The 22829-nt window shown below is 70.0% G+C and carries 4 protein-coding genes; all 4 read right to left on the bottom strand.

Annotated elements, in window-relative coordinates; genetic code table 11:
- Positions 1-6: 6 nt before the first annotated feature.
- The 4 genes from ABZ345_RS08855 to ABZ345_RS08840 are packed head-to-tail and all read right to left on the bottom strand — an operon-like array spanning position 7 to position 22682.
- The gene (locus ABZ345_RS08855; protein WP_359844507.1) at positions 7-975 is read right to left on the bottom strand and encodes a methyltransferase; all 969 of its coding nucleotides are present in this window, start codon (positions 973-975) and stop codon (positions 7-9) included.
- Positions 968-1177 (bottom strand): MbtH family protein, encoded by a 210-nt coding sequence (locus ABZ345_RS08850; protein WP_359844505.1) that lies wholly within the window; start codon positions 1175-1177, stop codon positions 968-970. The genes ABZ345_RS08855 and ABZ345_RS08850 overlap by 8 nt, the downstream gene beginning before the upstream one ends.
- 2 nt (positions 1178-1179) lie before the next feature.
- Entirely contained in the window at positions 1180-15129 is a 13950-nt protein-coding gene (locus ABZ345_RS08845; RefSeq protein ID WP_359844503.1) for an amino acid adenylation domain-containing protein, read from the bottom strand.
- Positions 15126-22682: an amino acid adenylation domain-containing protein gene (locus tag ABZ345_RS08840; RefSeq protein WP_359844501.1), complete on the bottom strand. Its 7557-nt coding sequence runs from the start codon at positions 22680-22682 to the stop codon at positions 15126-15128. The genes ABZ345_RS08845 and ABZ345_RS08840 overlap by 4 nt, the downstream gene beginning before the upstream one ends.
- Positions 22683-22829: the final 147 nt, after the last annotated feature.

Below are 22829 nucleotides of genomic sequence, written 5' to 3'. Positions count from 1 at the left end.
AAACCCTCAAACAGCTGTGATGACAGAGAAGTACGAGCCGGGAATCGCGCGGACGGACTGCAGCGCGTAACCGGAAGCCTCGAGCAGCGAAGAGAACTCCGCGAGAGTGCGTTCTTTGCCACCGGTGAGCACCATCATCCCGACATCGCTCCACTTGCTCGGGTGGAACTCGTCGCCGTCGGGAACGATCATCTCCACGATGTGCAGCCGGCCACCCGGCTCCAGAGCTTCCTTGCTGTGGCGCAGGATCTCCGTGCACTGCGAGTCGGTCCAGTCGTGCAGAACGCTGCACATCAGGTGCGTGTCGGCACCGGCGGCCACCTTCTCGAAGAAGTCGCCGCGCTCACACCGCAGCCGTGCGGGCAGACCTGCTTCCTCCACCACGTCGACGGTGGCAGGCCGGTCGAACAGCACTCCGCTGACGTGAGCGGCATGCGAGAGCACCGTCTCGATCAGGTACCCGTCCCCGCCGCCGATGTCCATCACGACCGAGCACGGCGTCCAGTCGACGGCAGCGGCGAACTCCGGGTACGAGCGGCTCGCGCGTTCCCGCATGCGGCGCAGGAACATCCGGTTCGCTTCGAGGTCGTCGTCCTTGTGCGAGAAGAACTCCCCGCGGTGCGCCTGGTCGAACGACGAACGGCCGGAGCGGATCGTGTCGGTCGCCCGGATCCACGCGAGCTGCGAGTCCATGTTCACCAGCGACGCCCACGACGTGGTCAGCCGCTGCCCGCGCTCGGTCAGCGCGAACGTCCCACCGGACTCGGCGAGCAGCCCCACACTGGCCAGCGCCCGCAGCAACCGGTGCACCGCATCGGTGTCCGCATCCACAATGGACGCCAGCGCGGCAGCCGAAGCCGGCAGGTGGTCGGCGATCTTCAGCTCGGCCGCGATCCGCAGCACGTGCGGCAAGACCGCCACGCAGCTGTCGTCGACCAGCGTGAAGTAGTCGTCCACCACCGCGGTGTCAGTCACGGGTGGCCTCCACCAGGCTCTTCGGGCGCAGGTCGGTCCAGTTCTCCTCGACGTGCTGAAGACACGCCTGCCTGCTGTCCTCGCCGAACGCGACGCGCCAGCCGGCGGGCACCTCGGCGAACGCGGGCCACAGCGAGTGCTGGCCCTCCTCGTTGACCAGCACGAGGAACCGGAGGTCGTCGTTCTCGAACGGGTTCGTCATGATCAGTGCCTTTCGTTGAGCACGCGGGCCACCTCGGCCAGCGCGTCGGGTCGCGTCATGCCGCCGTGGTCGGCGTCGACGAAGTGGTCGCTGATGCGTCCGGTGACGTAGGGCTGCCAGGCGTCCGCCGTCGGCGAGGACTCGGAACGGCCTTGCGCCGCGGTGAAAACGAGCAGGTCACCGTCGAAGAGTCCGGGCTCGAAGCGCTGCATCAGCTTGCTGTTGTTGAGGAACACCTCGAGCATCGCGTCGATGTGCTGCTCGTCGAGGCTCGCCAAAGCACTTCCCTCGGAGCGCAACACCTCGCGCACGGTCTCCCTGGTCAACGGCCGGTCGTCGGCCCGGACGTTGACTGCGTTCAGCAGCAACCACAGGATGTCCTGCTCGCCGAGCTCGTGGCCCTCCTCCCAGGTCGACGGGAACGCGTCCAGCACGACGAGCTGCGCGACCTCGTCACCCTGGTCACGCAGCCTGGTCGCCACCGCCTGCGCGACCATGCCGCCGAACGACCAGCCGAGCAGGTGGTACGGGCCCTGCGGCTGCGTCTTGCGGATCTGCTCGACGTAGTCCGCGGCCATCTCCTCGATCGACGACGGCAACGGGTCCGGCTGACCGAGTCCCCTGGCCTGCACCGCGTACAGCGGCCGGTAGAGGTGCCGCAGCAGCCCGGAGTAGATCCAGCCGATGCCGCCGGCGGGGTGGACGCAGAACAGCGGGGCGCCGTCACCACCGGAGCGCAACGGAAGCAGCACGTCGAGCGAGTCGTGCTCGGTGCCGACCTCCAGCCGTTCCGCCAGACTCGCCACGGTCGGCGCCTCGAACAGGTCGCGGATGCCGACGGTCACACCGAGCACGGCGGTGATCCGTGCGGCCAGCCGAGCGACCAGCAACGAATGCCCGCCGAGGTCGAAGAAGCTGTCCGTCCGGCCGACCCCGGGAAGTCCCAGAGCTTCCGCGAACAGTCCCGCCAGCACCTCTTCCTGTGGCGTGAGCGGGGCGTCGGCGGACTGGGCGGCCGCCCAGTCCGGTGCGGGCAGCGCGGCCCTGTCGAGCTTTCCGTTGGGGGTCAGCGGCAACCGGTCGAGCACGAGCAACGCCGACGGGATCATGTAGTCGGGCAGCGTGCGGGCCAGGTCCTGACGCAGCTCCGCGAGATCCACCTGCCCGGCCACCAGGTAGCCGACCAGCCGGTCGTCGACCCTGACCACGGCCGCACGGGTCACGTCCGGGTGCGCGGCGATCGCCGTCTCGACCTCGCCCAGCTCCACCCGGAACCCGCGGACCTTGACCTGGTCGTCGGCGCGGCCGGCGAACTCCAGCGTGCCGTCCGACCGCCACCGCGCCACGTCACCGGTGCGGTACATCCGGGATCCAGCCGGGCCAAACGGGTCGGCGACGAACCGTTCCGCGGTCAGCGCCACCCGCCCGAGATAGCCACGGGCCAGCCCAGCACCCGCGATGTACAGCTCACCCGCCACCCCGGTGGGCACCGGAGCCAGCTGGGAGTCCAGCACGTAGGCACGAACACCGCGCAACGGGCGTCCAATGGGGACGGTCGGTGGCACCGGCTTCGACGCGGTCAAGGTCAGGTGAGTGACACCCAGCGTCGTCTCGGTCGGCCCGTAGAGGTGTTGCACCACCGTGCACGGACACACGTCCAGCACCCGCTTGATCGCGGTCGCGGACACGACGTCGCCGCCCGTCCACACCTCGCGGACGCCGACGAAGCAGTCCGGCGCGAGGTCGGCCAGCAGCCCGAACAGACCGGCGGTCAGCATCACGCAGGTGACCCCCGTGATGGCCTGCCGCAGCGCGATCACGTCGAGATCACCGGGCGGTGCCACGACGATCTGCGCGCCGGTGAGCAGCGGCACCCACAGCTCGTAGGTCGAGATGTCGAACGCGTGCGGCGAGTGCATCAGCACCCGCTCCCCCGGCCCCGAGCGCCAGCACGGGTCGAACGCCAGGCTGAGCACGTCGCGGTGGGTGATCCCGATGCCCTTGGGCGTACCGGTCGAACCCGAGGTGTACATGACGTACGCGAGCTGCTCGGCATGCCCGCGCACACCGGGATCCTCAGCCGAAGCCAGCAACTGACTGACCGAGACCTCGACACAGCCCAAGTCGGTCTCGCGGTCGGTCACCAGCAGCTGAGCGCCGGTCTCGCGCAGCACGAGTCGCATGCGATCGGCCGGGAAACCGTGGTGCAGCGGCACGTACACGCCACCGGCCTTGACGATCGCGAGCGTCGCGACCACGACCTCGGGCGACCGTTCGAGCAGCACGCCGACCGCGTCTTCCGTTCGGACACCCAGCTCGACCAGCTTGTTCGCCAGCCGGTTCGACCGCTCGTCCAGCTCGCGGTAGGTCAGCGAGACACCGTCCCCCGACACCGCGACGGCGTCCGGAGTCCGGGTCACCTGCTCGGCGAACCGCTCCGCGATCGTGCCGTCGTACGCGGGCTCTTCGGCGAAGACGACCATCGCCCGCTCAGCCGAGGTGCGCACGTCGACCGAGCCGATCGGAGCGTCCGGAGTGGACACCCCGGCTCGCAGCACCGTGACCAGACGCTCGGTCAGCGCCTCGACCGTGCCGCGGTCGAACAGGTCCGTGCGGTACTCGATCACCGCGTCGACCCCGTCCGGGCGCTCGGTCAGGTTCACCGTCAGGTCGAACTTCGCGACCCCGATCCCGAACGGCTCGACGCGCGCCTCCAACCCCGGCAGTTCCAGCGCCGCCTCAGGGGTGTTCTGCAACGCCAGCAGCACCTGGAACAACGGCTGCCGCGACAACGACCGCTCGGGGTTGAGAGCCTCGACCAACCGCTCGAACGGCAGGTCCTGGTGCGCGTAAGCGGCGAGGTTAGACGTCCGCACCCGGTCCAGCAGCTCGCGGAACGTCGGGTCGCCGGAGGTATCGGTCCGCAGCACCAACGTGTTGACGAAGAACCCGACCAGGTCGTCCAAAGCCTCATCGGTGCGACCGGCGATCGGCGACCCGATCGGGATGTCCGTTCCCGCGCCCATCCTGATCAGCAGCACCGCCAGCGCGGCCTGCAGCACCATGAACAGACTCGCACCCTCCGCACGCGCCAGCTCGACAAGCCCTCGGTGCAGGTCGCCGTCGAGCTGGAACAGCACGGTGTCGCCGTCCGCGCCGCCGATCGCCGGCCGAGGCCGGTCCACCGGCAGCACCAGCTCGTCCGGCAGCCCGGCCAGAGCGCCGCGCCAGAACTCGATCTGCCGCGACACCAGGCTGCGCGGGTCGTCCTCGGAACCGAGCAGTTCGCGCTGCCACAGCGTGTAGTCCGCGTACTGCACCGGCAGCTCGGTCCACTGTGGAGCCCTACCCTCACATCGCGCGGTGTACGCCGTCACGAGATCACCCATGAGCGGCGCCAGCGACCAGCCGTCACCCGCGATGTGGTGCAGCAACAGGCACAGCACGTGCTCATCGTCCGAGACCTCGAACAACGTCACGCGAATCGGCAGCTCGGTCGCGAGGTCGAACCCGTACCGCACGGCTTCGGCGAGATCCGCCGCGATGTCGGTGGACGCGACGACGTCCAGCGACGGCACCTCGTCGAGCACCCGGCAGGATCGGCCTGTCTGGTCCGGGAAGATCGTCCGCAACGAGTCGTGCCGCGTCACGACGTCACGAACCGCCGCCCGCAACGCCTCCACGTCGAGCTCACCGCTGAGCCGCAACGCGAACGGCAGGTTGTACGTCGGGCTCGGCCCCTCCAGCCGGTGCAGGAACCACAACCGCTGCTGGGCGAACGACAACGGCACGTCCCGGCTCCGGTCGTAACGGACCAGCGCGGGCCTGGCCTCACCGCTCAACGAGATCGTCGCGGCCAGCCCGGCAGGGGTCGGCGACTCGAACAGGTCCCGCACGGTCATCTCGGCACCCAGCACCGAGCGAACCTTGCTGACCAGCCGCGTCGCGAGCAGCGAATGCCCGCCCAGCTCGAAGAACCCGTCGTCCACGCCCGCGACGGCCACGCCGAGCACCTCGGCGAACAGGCCGCACATGATCTCCTCGACCGGGGTGCGCGGAGCACGCGACGCACGGGCCTCCGGCGAAGGCAGTGCCTTCCGGTCGAGCTTCCCGTTGGGCGTCAACGGGAACTCGTCGAGCGTCACGTACGCGGACGGCACCATGAAGTCCGGCAACGCCCGCGCGACCGCGGCACGGTCCACCTCGCCGACCACGTACGCGACCAGCACGGAGTCACGGACGATCACAGCCGCCTTCAGAACACCGGGCTGCGCGGTCAGTGCCGCCTCGACCTCGCCCAGCTCGATCCGGAACCCGCGCACCTTCACCTGGTCGTCGGCACGGCCGAGGAACTCAAGCGTCCCGTCGGAACGCCAGCGCACCAGGTCACCGGTGCGGTACATGCGGGATCCGGCCGGGCCGAACGGGTCCGCGACGAACCGCGACGCCGTCAGCGCGTGCTTGCCGAAGTACCCGCGCGCCACACCGTTGCCCGCGAGGTACAGCTCCCCCGCCACGCCGGGCGACACGAGCCGCAGCTGGTCGTCCAGCACGTAGACGCGGGTGTTGGAGATCGTGCCGTCGATCGACGACGACGCCGGCCAGTCCGCCGGGTCGTCCGGCAGCGTGCTGGTGGTGACCGCGTGCGTCTCGGCGGGACCGTAGACGTTGTGCAGCCTGCGTCCCGGCCTCGCGAAGAACTCGCGCACCCGGTGGCTCAGCGTCAGCGCCTCGCCGCCCTGCAGCACGTCGGTGAGCGCGGGCAGCTCGGCCCGCATCTCCCCCGCCGCCTCGCACAGCGACTCGATCACCAGGTTCGGCGCGAACAGCTCGTTGACCTCGTTGGCCGCCAGCCACTTCACGAGTTCCTCTGCGCTGCGCCGGACTTCCTCGGACGGCACGGCGAGCGTGCGGCCGGACACCAGCGCGGACAGGATCTCCTGCACCGAGAAGTCGAACCCGATGGCGGTGAACTGGGCGGTCGTGGTCCCGACGCCACCGGGGAACCGGCTCGCGTGCCAGGTCAGCAGGTTCGCGAGCCCGGACGTCGGCATCACCACGGCCTTCGGCTTGCCGGTCGACCCAGACGTGTAGACCAGGTACGCCGGGTGCTCGCGGTGCAGCCGTGCCGTGCGGCAGAAGTCGGCCGGGTTGTGGTCGGGTTCGTCGGCGAGAGTGCTGTCCCGCAGTAGTTCCGGCGTGATCACGACCTGTGGCTTGGCATCCGCGAGCATGTACTCGACGCGGTCGGCCGGGTACTCGACGTCGATCGGCAGGTACGCGGCACCGGTCTTGAGCACCGCGATCAACGCCACGATCAGGTCCGCCGACCTCGGCAACGCCAGCGCCACCACGGACTCCGGCCCGGCGCCGCGGCCGATCAGCAGGTGCGCCAACCGGTTCGCGCGCTCGTTCAGCTCCTCGTAGGTCAGCTTGGTGCCCTGGAACGTCACGGCGATCGCGTCCGGGGTGCGGAACACCTGGGACTCGAACAGCTTCGGCACGGTGACCTTCGGAACCTTCCGCACGTCACCACGTCCGGCGGCGAGCAGCTCGGCCTGCTCGGTGCGCAGCAGGTCGAACGTCCGCAGTGGACGGTCCGGTGTCTGCGCGGCGAGCTTCAGCAGCCGGACCAGCTTGTCCGCCAGCGCCTCGACCGTGGCCAGGTCGAACAGGTCGGTGCGGTACTCCAGCGCGCAGTCGACGCCGGCGGGCGACCCGTCGGACGTGACGCGTTCGGCCAGGCTGAGGTGCAGGTCGAACTTCGCGATGCCGACGCCGATGGTCTCCAGGCTCGCGTCGAGGCCGGGCAGGTCGAGGTCGCCGGACACGGAGTTCTGGAACGCCAGCATCACCTGGAACAGCGGGTGCCGCGACAGCGACCGCTCCGGCGCCAGTCGTTCGACGAGCTTCTCGAACGGCAGGTCCTGGTGGGCGTACGCGGCCAGGTCGGTGGCCCGCACGCGGCCCAGCAGGTCGCGGAACGTGGGATCTCCTGAAGTGTCCGTCCGCAGCACCAGCGTGTTGACGAAGAATCCGACCAGATCGTCCAGAGCCTCATCGGTACGGCCGGCGATCGGCGACCCGATCGGGATGTCGGTGCCCGCGCCCATCCTGCTCAGCAGGGCCGCGAGTGCCGCCTGCATGACCATGAACAGCGTGGCCTGCTCGGACTTCGCGAGGTCGAGCAGCGAGCGGTGCAGGCCGGTCGAGACGCGGAACGCGAACGCGTCGCCGGCGCTGGACGCCACCGCCGGACGTGGCCGGTCGGAGGGCAGCTCGATCTGGTCAGGGAGGTCCGCAAGCGCTTGCGCCCAGTACGCCAGCTGCGGGTTCAGCACCTCGTCGAGCAGGTCGCGCTGCCACAGCGTGTAGTCCGCGTACTGCACGGCCAGGTCGGTCCACTGTGGAGCACTGTCGTTCCGTCGCGCTTCGTAAGCCACGCCGAGATCACGGGACAGCGGTGCCCACGACCAGCCGTCGCCGGCGATGTGGTGCAGGAGCAGGAGCAGCACGTGCTCCTCTTCACCGAGCCGGAACAGCCACGCCCGCACCGGCAGGTCGGTGGCGAGGTCGAACGCGTGCCGTGCCGCGTCGCGCACCGCGCCGGCGAGCTCGTCCGCGGTCACGTCCACGACGTCGAGCACAGGGCTCGCCTCGGCCAGGATGTGCTGGTACGGCTCGCCCTCGGTCTGCGGGAACAGCGTGCGCAACGATTCGTGGCGCGCCACGACGTCGCCGAGTGCCCGCGTCAGTGCGTCGACGTCGATCGGCCCGGACAGCCGCAGCGGCAAGGGGATGTTGTAGGTGGCGCTCGGCCCTTCGAGCTGGTTGAGGAACCACAACCGCTGCTGCGCGTGCGACAACGGGACGCGCTCACCGCGCTCCCGGCGGACGAGCGGCGGACGTGCACTGCCCGCGCTGTTGAGCAGCACGGCGAACTCGGCCGGGGTCGGGGCCTCGAACAGGTCTCGCACGGCCAGTTCGGCACCTGCCGCCGCACGCACGCGGCTGACCAGCCTCGTCGCGAGCAGCGAATGGCCGCCGAGGTCGAAGAAGTTGTCGTCGACGCCGACCTCGGGCAGTCCGAGCACCTCGGCGAACAGCGCACACACGACCTGCTCGTCGGCGTTGCGGGGCGCCCGTCGTTCGGTGGAGCGGAACTCCGGCGCGGGCAACGCCTTGCGGTCGATCTTTCCGTTGGGGGTCAGCGGCAGCTCGTCGAGCACGACGAACGCCGTCGGCACCAGGTGCGCGGGCAGGCGTTCGGTCAGGTGGTCGCGGACCGACCTGACCAGCTCGCCACCGCTGAGCGCGCGGGCGGGATCGTTGGTGTGCGGGCGGTTCGGTTCCGGCAGGTGCACGTCGGTGAGCACTGCCCCGCCGGACGTGAAGATCGCGTCCAACTCGGTGTCGCCGCACCACGTGACGGCCGCGGCTCCCAGTTCGTAGAGCGCTTCCGGGTCGACGCCGGTGGCGCCTTCCAGCCGCCCGTTCGGGATGCCGGTGACGCGGACCAGTCCCTCCAGCGACCTCAGGTCGTCGAGGGTGGTCCACGGGACGACGCGGGCGTGCCGCGCCGACAGGACGTCGCCGACCTGCTTGTGCAGCACGACGTCGTAGCGGTGCCGGGTCAGCTCGTTGTGGAACGTGCCGCGCTGGACCCGGACGTCGACCGCCGAGACGCCGTCGATCGTGGCGAAGTAGCTCGGGTCGACGAGCAGCTCGCGTTCCGGGGCGGGCACCGCGCCACGTCCGCGTTCGACGGCGGCACGGAACTGCGGCAGCAGCCTCAGGTTGCGGACGTCACCGACGAACACGCGCCCGCCGGGGACGAGAAGCTTCAACGCGCCCTCGATGACCTCGGTCAGGTAGGCGGCGTTCGGGAAGTACTGCACGACCGAGTTGATGACGATCGTGTCGAACGTGGGCAACCCGTCCAGTTCGTGCGCGGCCTTGGCGTCGAGCTTGACCCTGCTCGCGAGGCCCTGTTCCTCGATCTGCGCCTTGAGCGAGTCGATCACCGCGTGCGAGAAGTCGGCGCCCCAGTACTCGTCCACGTGCGGCGCGATCTTCGCGAGGATCAGGCCGCTGCCGACGCCGAGCTCCAGCACCCGCCGCGGCTTCAGCGCGAGAATGCTGTCGACCGTGGCCTTGCGCCACTCCCGCATCTGCTCCAGGGGGATGGGTTCGCCGGTGTAGCTGGAGTTCCAGCCGTCGAACGTCTCGCCGAACCGCCCGGACGCGACGTCGGAGTAGACCGTCTCGTAGGTCTCCTGCCACTCGTCGATCTGGCCGGCTTCCCGGTCCAGGTCGCGGTCGGCGGACGGCACGACGTACCCGACGAGCTGGTCGCCGCGCGCGATCACCGCGGCCTGCGCCACCCCGGGGCACGCCGACAGCGCCGCTTCGACCTCACCGGGCTCGATCCGGAACCCGCGCACCTTGACCTGGTCGTCCGCGCGTCCTGCGAACTCCAGCTCGCCGTTGCCCGTCCACCTCGCCAGGTCGCCGGACCGGTACATCCTGCTTCCCGCCGGACCGTACGGGTCCGCGACGAAGCGCTCGCTGGAGAGGCCGGGGCGGCCGAGGTGGCCCACTGCCACGCCCGCCCCGGCCAGGTACAGCTCGCCCGTCACGCCGACCGGTACCGGACGCAGCGAGTCGTCCAGCACGTACGTCCGCGCACCCACGATGGGCGTGCCGATGGCAGGAACGTCCACACCGGACAGTGGCCAGCTCATCGTGGCGCAGACCGTGGTCTCGGTGGGACCGTATGCGTTGATCATCACGCGGTCGCGGGACCACGCGGCGACGACGTCCGGCGGGCAGGCCTCGCCCGCGACCACGAGCGTGCCCACTCCCGGCCAGTCGCCGGGCGACATGACGGAGAGCGCGGTGGGCGGCAGGGTCACGTGGGTGACGCGCTGCTCGTTGACCAGCTTGGTGAGCGGGTCGCCGGGCAGCAGCCGGTCGGCGGGGGCGACGACCATCGTGGCGCCGGTGAGCAGTGACATGCACAGCTCCCAGAACGCCGCGTCGAAGCTGATGGACGCGAACTGCAGCACGCGGCTGCCTTCGCCGACCGCGAGCCGTTCGATCTGGGACTGGACCAGGGCGTTCGCGCCGAAGTGGGACACGACGACGCCCTTGGGGCGGCCCGTGGAGCCCGAGGTGTAGATGACGTAAGCGGCCTGGGTGGGGTCGATCTCGACGGCGGGATCAGTGGAGGGGAAAGCCGAAGTGTCTTCTGACCCGTCAAGAACGAGCGCCGGCTTCGCGTCGGCCAGCATGTACTCGATGCGCTCGGCCGGATAGCCGGGATCCACCGGCAGGTAAGCCGCACCCGCCTTCATCACCGCGAGCTGCGCGACCACCAGCTCGACCGACCGAGGCATCCGCAGCGCCACCAGCTCGCCGCTCGTCACCCCGGCATCGATCAGCAGGTGTGCCAACCGGTTCGCCCTGGAGTCCAGCTCGGCATACGTCAGCTCGACGTCCTCGAACACCAGCGCCGTGGCCTCGGGCCGCTCGGCGACCTGCGCGGCGAAGAGCGCAGGAACCGTTGCGGGCACCGGACCTTCTGCGGTGGCACTCCAAGCGGAGAGCAACCGATCACTCTCACCCTCGAGCAGCACACCGAACTCGCTGAGCCGCCGCTGCGGCTTCTCCACGAGCTGCACGAGCAACACCCGCAACCGCTCGCCGAACGCCTCGACGGTCGCCCGGTCGAACAGATCGGTGTTGAACTCGAAGTCACCGACCAGCCCGCCCTCCGGCTCCTCGCGCACGGCCAGCGCCAGGTCGAACTTCGCGAAGTCGACCCGCACCCACTCCTGCGCGACCACGAGTCCGGGGAAGTCCAGGTCGCCGGCGGGCATGTTCTGGAACGCCAGCAGCACCTGGAACAGCGGGTTGCGCGAGAGCGACCGCTCGGGGTTCAGCACCTCGACCAGCCGCTCGAACGGCAGGTCCTGGTGCGCGTACGCGGCGAGGTCCGCCGACCGCACCCGGCCCAGCAGCTCGCGGAACGTCGGGTCGCCGCTCGTGTCGGTCCGCAGCACCAGCGTGTTGACGAAGAACCCGACCAGGTCGTCCAGCGCCTCGTCGGTGCGGCCCGCGATCGGCGAGCCGATCGGCACGTCGGTGCCCGCGCTCATCCGCGTCAGCAGCGTAGCCAGCGCGGCCTGCAGCACCATGAACAGCGTGGCCTGGTGGTCCCGCGCGACCTGCGAGAGCAGCACGTGCAGGGACGGGTCGACGGTGAACGGCACGGTCTCGCCGCGGTACCGGGCGACCTCGGGCCGTTTGCGGTCCGTCGGCAGGTCGAGCTCGGCAGGCGCCCCACGCAGGTGCGAGGTCCAGTGAGCCAGCTGTCGCGTGACAACTGAGTCCGGGTCGTCTTCGGAGCCGAGCAGGTCGCGTTGCCACAGCGTGTAGTCCGCGTACTGCACGGGCAGCGGTGTCCACTGTGGAGTGTCACCGAGACATCGGGCCGCGTAGGCCGAGGCGAGATCGCGCAGCAGCGGGGCGAACGACCAGCCGTCACCCGCGATGTGGTGCAGCAGCACGCAGAGCACGTGCTCGTCCGGCGCGATCTCGAACACGGTGACCCGGATCGGCGTCTCCAGAGCCAGGTCGAACGGGTGCCGGCCGACAGCCGCGATCTCCTCCGGCAGCTCGTCCTCGGTGACGCTGCGGACCTCGAACGGCACCACCGGCGCGTCCAGGACCAGCTGGAACGGCACGCCCGACTCGTCGGGGAACACCGTCCGCAACGTCTCGTGGCGCAGCACGACGTCATCCAAGGCGGTCCGCAACGCCGCGACGTCCAGCGCGCCGGACATGCGCAGGCCGAGCGGGATGTTGTAGGTGGCGCTGGGGCCTTCCAGCCGGTGCAGGAACCACAGCCGCTTCTGCGCGAACGACAGCGGCACCAGGTCGTCGCGCTCGCGCACGGTCACCGGCGGACGCGTGTTCGCACGTCCGGTGACCAGGGCCAGCGAGCCCGGAGTGGGTGCCTCGAACAGCTCGCGCACGGTCAGTTCGGCGCCGACCGCCGCGCGGATCTTGCTCACCAGCCTGGTCGCGAGCAGCGAATGCCCGCCCAGCTCGAAGAAGTTGTCGCCGACACCGACCTCCGCGCGGCCGAGCACCTCGGCGAACAGCCCGCAGATGATCTCTTCCGACGCGGTGCGCGGACGGCGGGACGGCGCGGCCTCCGGTGCGGGCAGCGCGGCCCGGTCGAGCTTGCCGTTGGGGTTCAACGGGAACTCGTCCAGCACCACGACCGCGGACGGCACCATGAAGTCCGGCAGTCTGCGTGCCACCTCGGCCAGGTCCGCGTCACCGACGACGTACGCGACGAGCACCGAGTCGCGGGCGATGACCACTGCCTTCGACACACCCGGCTGGTCGAGCAGCACGGACTCGATCTCGCCCAGCTCGATGCGGAACCCGCGCACCTTCACCTGGTGGTCGGCACGACCGACGAATTCCAGCGACCCGGCGGCGTTGACCCGGGCCAGGTCGCCGGTGCGGTACATCCTCGATCCCGGCGCTCCGAACGGATCGGCGACGAACCGCTCCGAGGTCAGGCCCGGCCGCTTCAGATATCCCTGCGCCAGCACGGCACCCGCGAGGTACAGCTCGCCCGTCACACCCTGCGGCACCACGCGCAACGCCGCGTCGAGCACGTACGCCCGCGCGTTGCCGATGGGCAGGCCGATCGGTGGACGGTCCGCGCTGTCCCGAGCCACCGAGGTGGTCGTGACGACGTGCGTCTCGGCCGGGCCGTAGTGGTTGTGCAGTGCGGTGGTCTTCTGGAACTCGCGGACGTGCTCGCTCAGCACGAACGCTTCACCGGCCTGCGCGATGTCCGTCAGTGCCGGCAGTTCGACACCCAGCTCGGCCGCGGCCTGGCACAGCGACTCGATCACGAGGTTCGGCGCGAACAGCTCGTTGACCTCGTTGGCGGCCAGCCACTTCACGAACGCGGCCGAGTCGCGGCGGGTTTCGTCGGACGGCACGGCGAGCGTCTTGCCGGACAGCAGCGCGGACAGGATCTCCTGCGCCGCGACGTCGAAGCTCAGCGTCGTGAACTGCGCGGTGACGGTGCCAGGACCGCCGGAACGCTCCCACTGCAACAGGTTCACCAGCACGCTCGCGGGCATGACCACGCCCTTGGGCTTGCCCGTCGACCCGGACGTGTAGATCACGTACACGGGGTGCTCAGGCCGCAGCGGCCTCACGCGATCAGCGTCGGTCGGGTCGGCGGCGCTGGCGAAGCCGGTGAACCACCCCGGAGTCAGCACGCACAGCGGGGCGGCGTCGGTCAGCATCGCCTCGATCCGCGCGGCCGGGTACTCGGGGTCGACCGGCAGATAGGCGGCACCGGACTTCAGCACGCCGACCAGCGCGGCGATCATGTCCAGCGACCGGGGCATCTGGATCGCCACGATCTCGTCAGGACCGGCACCGGCGGCGATCAGCTTGTGCGCCACCTGGTTCGCGCGTTCGTTCAGCTCCGCGTAGGTCAGCCGAGAGCCTTCGAACGTCACAGCAACGGCGTCCGGCGTGCGGGCGACCTGCGCCTCGAACAGCTCGGGCAGCGTCTGCGCTTCGATCTCGGTGACCGGTCCGGCGAGCAGCTGGCCGCGTTCGCCGGGGAACAGCAGGTCGATGCGGCCCAGCGCGGTGTCGAGGTTCTCCGCGAGCGCGGAAAGCAGGTGCACGAACCGGTCCGCGAGCAACCGGGCGGCCGCGTCGTCGACGAGGTCGGCGCGGTGGTCGAGCCGCAGCCGTGTGGTCTCGCCGGGGATGACGAGCAGGCTGACGGGGTAGTGCGTGGCGTCGTTGACCTCGATGCCGGTCATGTGCACGCCGGCCGCCGACGACCGCAGCACGCCCCGGTCCAGCGGGTAGTTCTCGAAGACCACGACGGTGTCGAACAGCTCGCCGTGCCCGGCCACGCGCTGGATCTCGGTGAGGCCGAGGTGCTGGTGGCTCATCAGCCGCGACTGCTGGTCCTGCACCGCGTGCAGCACCTCGCGCACCGAGTCGGCCGGGTTGAGCGCTACCCGCACCGGCAGGGTGTTGATGAACAGGCCGAGCATCGACTCGATGCCGGGAACCTCCGGCGGGCGCCCGGACATCGTCGCGCCGAACACCACGTCGGTGCGGCCGGAGACGGACCCGAGCAGCATCGCCCACGCGCACTGGACGAACGTGTTGACCGTGATCCCCGCGGTCCGCGCGGCGTGCTTGACGGTGGCGTTGACGACTTCGGGCAGCTCGACGGACAGCTGGGCCGGCAATGCCGACGAACGGCCGCGGTCGGCACCCGCGATCAGCGTGGGCTCCTCCAGGTCCTGCAACGCGGCGCGCCACGCCTCGCGCGCGCTGTCCTGATCCTGCTGGGAAAGCCAGCTCAGGTAGGCGCGGTACGGCGTGACCGGCGGCAGCACAGTCTCGTCGCCGCCGGACCCGTACAGCGCGAACAGCTCCTGCGTCAGCAACGGCATCGACCAGCCGTCGATCAGGATGTGGTGCGTGGTCAGCACGAGCCGATGCCGGTTCGGCGTGATCCGGATCAGCGCGGCCCTGAGCAGCGGCGGCTTCGCGAGGTCGAACCGCTGCACGCGGTCCTTCGCGAGGTATGAGTCCATTTCGGACTTGTCGAGCTCTGTCCACGGCACGCGTGCCTCGTGCGGCACGATCTGCACGGCCCGGTCGAGGCCCTGTTGCCAGAACGCCGCCCGCAGGTTGGGGTGGCGCCTCAACAGCCCGTCGACCGCGGCGCGCATGGTCTGCGCGTGCACCGGCCCGTCGAGGTCGAAGATCAGCTGGACGTGGTAGACGTCGATGTCCTGCTCGTCGTAGAGGGCGTGGAACAGCAGCCCTTCCTGCAACGGCGACAGCGGCAGAACGTCCGCGATGGCCTGCTGCGTCATGTCGAAACCCTCCAGGCTGCTTCGAGTAGGTCGATCTGCTCCTGGCTCAGCGAGACCAGCGGGAGATCGGAAGGCGTGTAGCCGCCGGCCGCACCAGCGTCGACGTGCTCGACCAGCGCCTCGAGGGCGCGGAACCACGTGCGGGCGAGATCCTCGGAGTCCACTTCGGACAGAAGGGCTGTGGGCCAGCTCCAGGTGGCGCACAACCGCTCGCCCCTGGTCACCGCGTTGAGCTCGACGACGTGCGCCAGCGGCATGGCCGGGTCCGCGCCGTCCCCGAGCGCGCCGGACTCGACCTCGGCGAACCGGCCCAGGTAGTTGAAGGCGAACTGCGGCCGCGCAGCCAGCTCGTTTGCACCTTGCAGGTACCGCAGCAGGCCGTACCCGATGCCCTTGTCCGGCACCGCCCGCAGCTGCTCCTTGACCAGCTTGACGGCGTCCCCCATCGCCGCACCACCGTTCAGCGCGTCCCGGCGGTCGACCCCGGCGAGGTCGAGCCGGACGGGGTGCATGGTGGTGAACCAGCCGACCGTGCCGGACAGGTCCAGCTCGCTCTCGCGGCCGTGGCCCTCGAGGTCGAGCAGGACCGCGCTGTCGTCCCCGTTGCCTCGCCTGCGCCTCCAGTCGGCGACCGCCAGCGAGAACGCGGTGAGCAACGCGTCGTTCACACCGCCGTGGAACGCCGTGGGCACGGTCGTGAGCAGCGCGGTTGTGGTCTCCTCGGCGAGTTCGATCGTGAGATGACCCGCGGTGCCGGCTGTGTCGCGGGCGGGATCGAGCGGGTCGGAGATCCTCGTGTCGGGGCGGCAGATGCCCTGCCACAGTGGGAGTTCCGGGGTGCGCCGGGCTGCTTCCTCGGTGAGGAGGCGGGAGTAGCGGCGGAACGAGGTGGGCACGGGCGGCAGCTCGGTGTCCGCGGCCAGGTCGGGCAGGAGGACACGCCACGAGACGCCGTCGACGACCAGGTGGTGGATCACGAGCAGGAGCCGGCCGCCAGCAACGCCAGTCGCCCCAGGCCCGCCAGCCATCCCAGGCCCGCCAGCCATCCCCACCGCGTCAGCCGTCTCCGCCCCGCCAGCCATCCCCGCACCGCCAGCCATCCCCGCACCGCCAGGCCCGCCAACCTCCCCAGGCCCGCCAGCCATCCCCGCCCGGCCAGCCACCTCTGCCCCGCCAGTCACCTCTGCCGGAAAGAACACCGCCTGCACCATCACCCCGCGCTCGGGGTCCAGCCGATCCCTGGCCTCAGCCGCCTCGGTCGCCACGTCCGCCCGCGCGACCCTCAGCACCGACCTGGCGTCCACCGACCCCGGCGCCGGAACCGTCAACCCATCTCCGGTGTAGGTCGCCCGCAACATGTCGTGCCGATCCAGCACGGCCTGCAACGCCACGACCTGGCGCTCGAAGTCACCGGCCACGTCCACCCGGACCGTCTGGCTGAAGTTCCGGATCGGCCCGCCGCGCTCCCGCAACCAGTGCATGATCGGCGTGAGCGGAACCTCGCCCAACGGGTCGTCCTCGACAACCTCAACAGGCACATCAGTCCTCACCGCGGCAGCGATCGCCGCCACGGTCCGGTGCTCGAACACGTCCCGGGGCGTGATCACGAACCCGGCCTTGCGAGCGCGGCTGACCAGCTGCACTGACATGATGCTGTCGCCGCCCAACTCGAAGAACCCGTCGTCCACCCCGGCCTCGGCCAGCCCGAGCACCTCGCAGAACAACCCGGCGAGCACGCGTTCGGCCTCGGTGCGGGGTTCGCGTGCGGTGGTGGTGACCTCCGGAGCCGGCAGCGCCCGTCGGTCGAGCTTCCCGTTGGCGGTCAACGGAAGCCGGTCCATCAGCACGATCGCCGAAGGGACCATGTAGTCCGGCAGCACGGTTTTCAGGTGTGCCAGCAACTCCGGCTGCTGTGCGGTGCCGACGACGTAGGCGACGAGCCGCTTCTCCCGCACGATCACCGCGGCCTGCGCCACGCCGGGCAGTTCGGCGAGCCTGGCCTCGATCTCACCCGGCTCGATCCGGAACCCGCGCAGCTTCACCTGGTCATCGGCACGTCCGACGAACTCCAGCTCGCCGCCCGTCGTCCACCGCACCAGGTCGCCGGTGCGGTACATCCTCGAACCCGGTGCCCCGCACGGATCAGCGACGAACCGTTCGGCGGTGAGATCGCCACGGCCGAGGTAACCGCGAGCCAGACCAGCGCCCGCCACGTACAGCTCACCGGTCACGCCGATCGGAACCGGCCGCAGCAGCGCGTCGAGCACGTACGCCCGCATGTTGTCGAGCGGCTTGCCGATGGGCACACGGGTGCCGACCGGCGAGGACGTCCGGCGGCTCGTGGCGAAGGTCGTGGTCTCCGTGGGGCCGTATCCGTTCACCACGGTGACGTCCGGGCACACCGCCAGCACCCGGTTGACCGACGCGGGCGACACGACGTCGCCGCCGGTCCACACCTCGCGCACATCTTCAAAACAGTCGGCGTGTTCCTCCGCCATGAGGTTGAAGAGCCCGGAAGTCAGCCACAGCCCAGTCACACACGAACTGCGGATGAGGTCAGCCAGCACCTCGGCGTCGGTCTCACCTTCCGGTGCCACGACGATCCGGCCGCCGTTGAGCAGCGGTACCCAGAGCTCATAGGTGGAGGCGTCGAACGAGTGCGGCGAGTGCAGCAGCACCACACGATGCGCGTCACCGCGGAACGCGCTGTCGAAAGCGAGGCTGACGACATCGCGCTGGGTGATGGCAACGCCCTTGGGCACACCGGTCGAGCCGGACGTGTGCATCACGTACGCCAGCTGCTCCGGGTGCACCTCAAGACCGAGGTCGTCGAAGTCCACTTCGGACACGGGCGACACCGCCGCGGCGTCCAGGCCGTGGTCCGCGCGGTCGGTGATCACGACCCGGCACCCGGTCTCGATGACCATGGACCGCATGCGCTCGACCGAGTAGCGAGGATTCAGCGGAACGAAGAACGCCCCGGTCTTCAGGATGGCGAGCAGCGCGACGACGAGCTCCGGCGACCGGTCGAGCAACACCGCGACGCCGGTCTCACCGCTCACCCCGCGCCGCACCAGCGTGCGGGCGAGACCGTTGGCCCGTGCGTTCAGTTCGCGGTAGGTCAGGAACTGCTCGCCGCTGGTCAACGCGACGGCGTCGGGCGTCGAAGCGGCCTGGCGTTCGAACAACGAGGCGATCCCGCCGTCCGGCACCTCGGTCTCGTTCCACCACGACAGCACCGTCGAACGCTCTTCCGGCGAGACCAGCTGGACCTCGCTGATCGGCCGCTGCGGCGCGTGTGCCACGGCGGCGAGCACGTCGAGCAGCCGGCGCGCGATCATCGCGGCCGTCTCGGGCTCGAACAGGTCGTCGCTGTACTCCAGGAACCCGCTGATGCCGCCGGGACGTTCGGCCAGCTCGACGGTGAGGTCGAACTTGGCCACGCCGACGTGCACCGGGGCCAGTTCGCCGACGACGCCGTTCAGGTCGGCGAACGCGCGGTCGTTGTTCTGCAGCACCAGCATGACCTGGAACAGCGGCTGCCTCGACAACGAGCGTTCCGGGCTGATCAGGTCGACCAGCTGCTCGAACGGGATGTCCTGGTGCGCGAACGCCTCCAGGTCGGTCGTGCGCACCCGGTGCAGCAGCTCGGCGAAGGACGGGTCGCCGCTCGTGTCGGTCCGCAGCACCAGGGTGTTGATGAAGCAGCCGACGAGGTCGGCGGTGGCGGCGTCGGTGCGACCGGCGACCGGGCTGCCGATCGGGATGTCGGTGCCCGCGCCCATCCGCGTCAACAACGTCGCCAAAGCGGCTTGCAGCACCATGAACAGCGTGACCCGGTGCGTCCGGGCGACATCGAGCAACGCGTGGTGCAGCTCGGACCCGATTTCCAGGGGGATCGTGCCGCCGGTGTAGCTCGTGACGGCGGGCCGCTGCCGGTCCGTCGGGAGTTCCAGGCCCTCGGGCAGCTCGGCGAGCGCGTCGGTCCAGTACGACGCCTGCTCGGCGGCCGGTCCGTTCGGGTCGTTCTCGGCGAGCAGTTCACGCTGCCACAGCGCGTAGTCCGCGTACTGCACGGGCAGCGGAGTCCACTGTGGAGCCTCTCCCCCGCACCGCGCCGTGTAGGCCTCGGCCAGGTCACGACCCAGCGGCGCGAGCGACCAGCCGTCACCCGCGATGTGGTGCAACGCCAGCAACAGCATGTGGTCCTGCTCGTCGATCACGAACAGATGCGCGCGCAACGGCGGGTCCACAGCCAGGTCGAACGGCCTGCGCGCGGCCTCTTTGAACGCCGCGATGACGTCGTCGCCGACGTGCTCGACGAACAGCTCCGGGGCCTTGGTACCGACGTGCTGGTAGGGCACGCCATCCACGTCCGGGAACGTCGTGCGCAGGATCTCGTGCCGCTCGGCCACATCCGCGAGCGCCGCACGCAACGCGCCGGCGTCAACGGCACCGGGCAGGCGCAGACCGATCGGGATCGTGTAGGTCGGACTCGGCCCGTCCAGCGCGCTGAGGAACCACAACCGGCGCTGAGCAGGCGAAAGCGGGATCAGCGCGGGCCTGGACCCAGCGTGCAGCGGCGGCCTGGACCCCGGCGCACTGTCCAGCAGCACCGCCATCCCCGCGACCGTCGGCGAGTCGAACACCTGGGTGACGGTCAGCTCGGCGCCCAGCTCGGCCCGCACCAGCCGGGCGAACTTGTCCGCCAGCAGCGAGTCACCACCGAGCACGAAGAAGTTGTCGTCGACTCCGACGTGCGCGACCCCGAGCACCTCGGCCACGAGTCCACACAGGACGGTCTCGCGCTGGTCGTCGGACCCGGACCTGACACCGTCCAGCACGGGCGCGGGCAGCGCACGGCGGTCGAGTTTGCCGTTGGGCGTCAACGGCAAGCTGTCCAGCACCACGAACGCACCGGGCACGAGGTGTTCGGGCACCAGCTCGCCGACGTGCCGGCGCAGCACAACCGTGTTGACGGCGGCCTCACCGTTCGGCACGACGTAAGCGACGAGCATTCGATGCCCGGGCCGGTCCTCCCGCAGCAGCACGACGGTGTGCGCGACACCGGGATGCGTGGCGACCGCGGCCTCGATCTCCCCGAGCTCGACCCGGAACCCGCGGATCTTGACCTGGTGGTCGGCCCGTCCGAGGTAGTCGAGCGAGCCGTCCTCCCGCAGGCGGGCGACGTCACCGGTGCGGTACATCCGCGTGCCCGGCGCACCGAACGGGTCCGCGACGAACCGGTGCGCCGTCAACGCGTGCTGCCCGAGATAGCCTCGCGCAAGCCCGGCACCCGACACGTACAGCTCGCCCGCGACACCGGGCGGAACGGGCTGAAGCGCCTGGTCCAGCACGTGCACCCGCAGGTCCGGGATGCCGACCCCGATCGCACTGGCCGCTCCTGGCACCGCGTCCGCGGACTCAAGCGCCCGGAAGCTGACGTGCACCGTGGTCTCGGTGATGCCGTACATGTTGACCAGCCGCGGCGCGTCGTCGGCGTGCAGCTCGTACCAGTCGCGCAGCCGCGGCAGGTCGAGTGCCTCGCCGCCGAACACCACGTACCGCAGCGAAAGCTCGCGCGACCGTTCCCGCTCGGCCTCGATCAGCTGGTAGAACGCCGACGGCGTCTGGTTGAGCACGGTGACGCGTTCCCGCTCGAGCAGGTCGAGGAAGTCGGCGGGCGACCGCGACACGTCGTGCGGCACCACGACCAGCTTGCCGCCGTGCAGCAGCGGCCCCCAGATCTCCCAGACGGAGAAGTCGAAAGCGAAGGAGTGGAACAACGTCCAGGTGTCGCCGGGCCCGAAGCCGAACCAGTGATCGGTCTCGGTGAAGAGCCGGACCACGTTGCTGTGCGGGACGACAACGCCTTTGGGCTGACCCGTGGAGCCGGACGTGTAGATGACGTACGCGGGATGCTCGGGGTGCCGTGCCACGACAGGATCATCAGTCTCACTTGAGACCTCCACCTCGGTGATCACCTGCCGGGGCTTCGCGTTCTCCAGCAGATAGTCGATTCGAGCCCGCGGGTACGACGGATCGACCGGCAGATACGCCGCCCCCGCCTTCACCACCCCGAGCAACGCCACCACCAGGTCGATCGACCGCGGCAACAGCACCGCGACCAGGTCCTCCGGCCCAACCCCACGCGCGATCAGCGAATGCGCCACCTGGTTGGCGCGCGAGTTCAACTCGAGATACGTCAGTTCGACACCGTCACACGTCACCGCGACCGCGTCCGGGCACTCCCGCACCCGCTGCTCGAAGATCTCCGGCAGCGCGTACTCCACCGACGCGACCTCTAGCGGCTCCAACGCCACCCGCTCGCCCTCGGCACGAACGTCGATCCGTCCGACAGGCACGTCCGGAGACGTCCCGGCCAACGCGGTGAGCACCCCGATCAGGCGCGAGGCATGCCCGCTGACCGCTGCCGAGTCGTACGCGGCCGGGTTGGCGTCGACACAGACCCGCAGCCCGGAACCGCTGGGGTGCACCGAAATCTTGATGTCCTCGACGGGCCCGGTCGACAGCTGCGAAGACCGCACCCGCGCGCCCTCGAACTCCAGGTCGTCCAGGTCGAACGGCATGATGTTCACGACCGGCCCGTAGAGCCGGCGGTCGTCGCCCACCCGGTTCAGGTCGCGGCGCATCTCCTCGATCCGGTACCGCTGATGCCGCAACGCCTCGCTCATCGAACCGGACACGTGGTCCAGCAGTTCCTGAACCGTCATGTCCTGCCGCACACACAGCCGCAGCGGCAAAACGTTCGTGACCATCCCGGGCACGTTCCGCGAAGCCCGTGCGATGCGAGCCGCGACAGGGAAACCGAGCACCACGTCGGCCGAGCCGGACACCCGGCTCACGTACAACGCGGTCGCGGCGACGACAGCGATCGGCCAGCCGTCGTCCACAACGGACACATCGGCGGCGGATCGCAGAAATGTGTTGCTCATCGGCACCGAACGCCCGCTCAGCGTCGCGACGTCCGGCAGGTCGCCCATCTGCCGCAGCCAGAAGTCGCGGTCAGCGAAGCGCGTGACCTCCGTGGAGACCAGCGAGTCCAAGGGCGGAAACGGTTCAACGGCAACGGAGCTGTAGTGCGCGGCGACCCGTTCGCTCACCAGCCGGAACCCGGCACCGTCCAGCAGCAGGTGATGCGCCCGCAGGTACCACAGCACGGCGTCACCGACGAGGAACACGGCCGTGACGCACAAGCCGTCACCGGTCAGGTCGCAGGCGGTGGCGAGGTCCTCGCGCATCCACTCCTGAGCGGTCTCCCGCGGTGTGGAGTCCGACCGCAGATCAACGACCGCGACGGGAGAACCGTGATCCGCCACCGACTGCCGCACTCCAGCAGGGCCATCGGTGAACCGCACCCGCAGAGCTTCAGTCTCGGAGACCGTCCGTGCGATCGCGGAAACCAGCGCGTCGACGTCCACAGACCCTGTCAGCTCAACGCACTGCGCGGCGTTGAACCCGGGGTTCTCCGGGGCGAGCCTGCTCGCGTACCAGACGCCGAGCTGCGCTGCGGTCAACGCGATCGCGGCCATCTCGCTCCCCCAACCGAAAGGCGAATCCCCGTACGGCAAGGAGTCTGGCTTCCGGCGTTGACAAGGCCCTGATACAGCGCTGACACGGGTGACACGAGAAAAGGGAAACGCCCCTGAGCGGGGGAACACTCAGGGGCGTTTCGGCCG

The sequence above is a fragment of the Lentzea sp. NPDC005914 genome, assembly GCF_040629405.1.
Classification (GTDB): domain Bacteria; phylum Actinomycetota; class Actinomycetes; order Mycobacteriales; family Pseudonocardiaceae; genus Lentzea.
Note: the sequence above shows the minus strand (reverse complement) of the source record. Positions and strands in the feature narration are given on the sequence as shown.

Excerpts from the sequence above, each read along its gene's own strand:
- ABZ345_RS08850 (WP_359844505.1), bottom strand. The coding sequence starts at position 1,177 with ATGACGAACCCGTTCGAGAACGACGACCTCCGGTTCCTCGTGCTGGTC.
- ABZ345_RS08845 (WP_359844503.1), bottom strand. The coding sequence starts at position 15,129 with ATGACGCAGCAGGCCATCGCGGACGTTCTGCCGCTGTCGCCGTTGCAG.
- ABZ345_RS08840 (WP_359844501.1), bottom strand. The coding sequence starts at position 22,682 with ATGGCCGCGATCGCGTTGACCGCAGCGCAGCTCGGCGTCTGGTACGCG.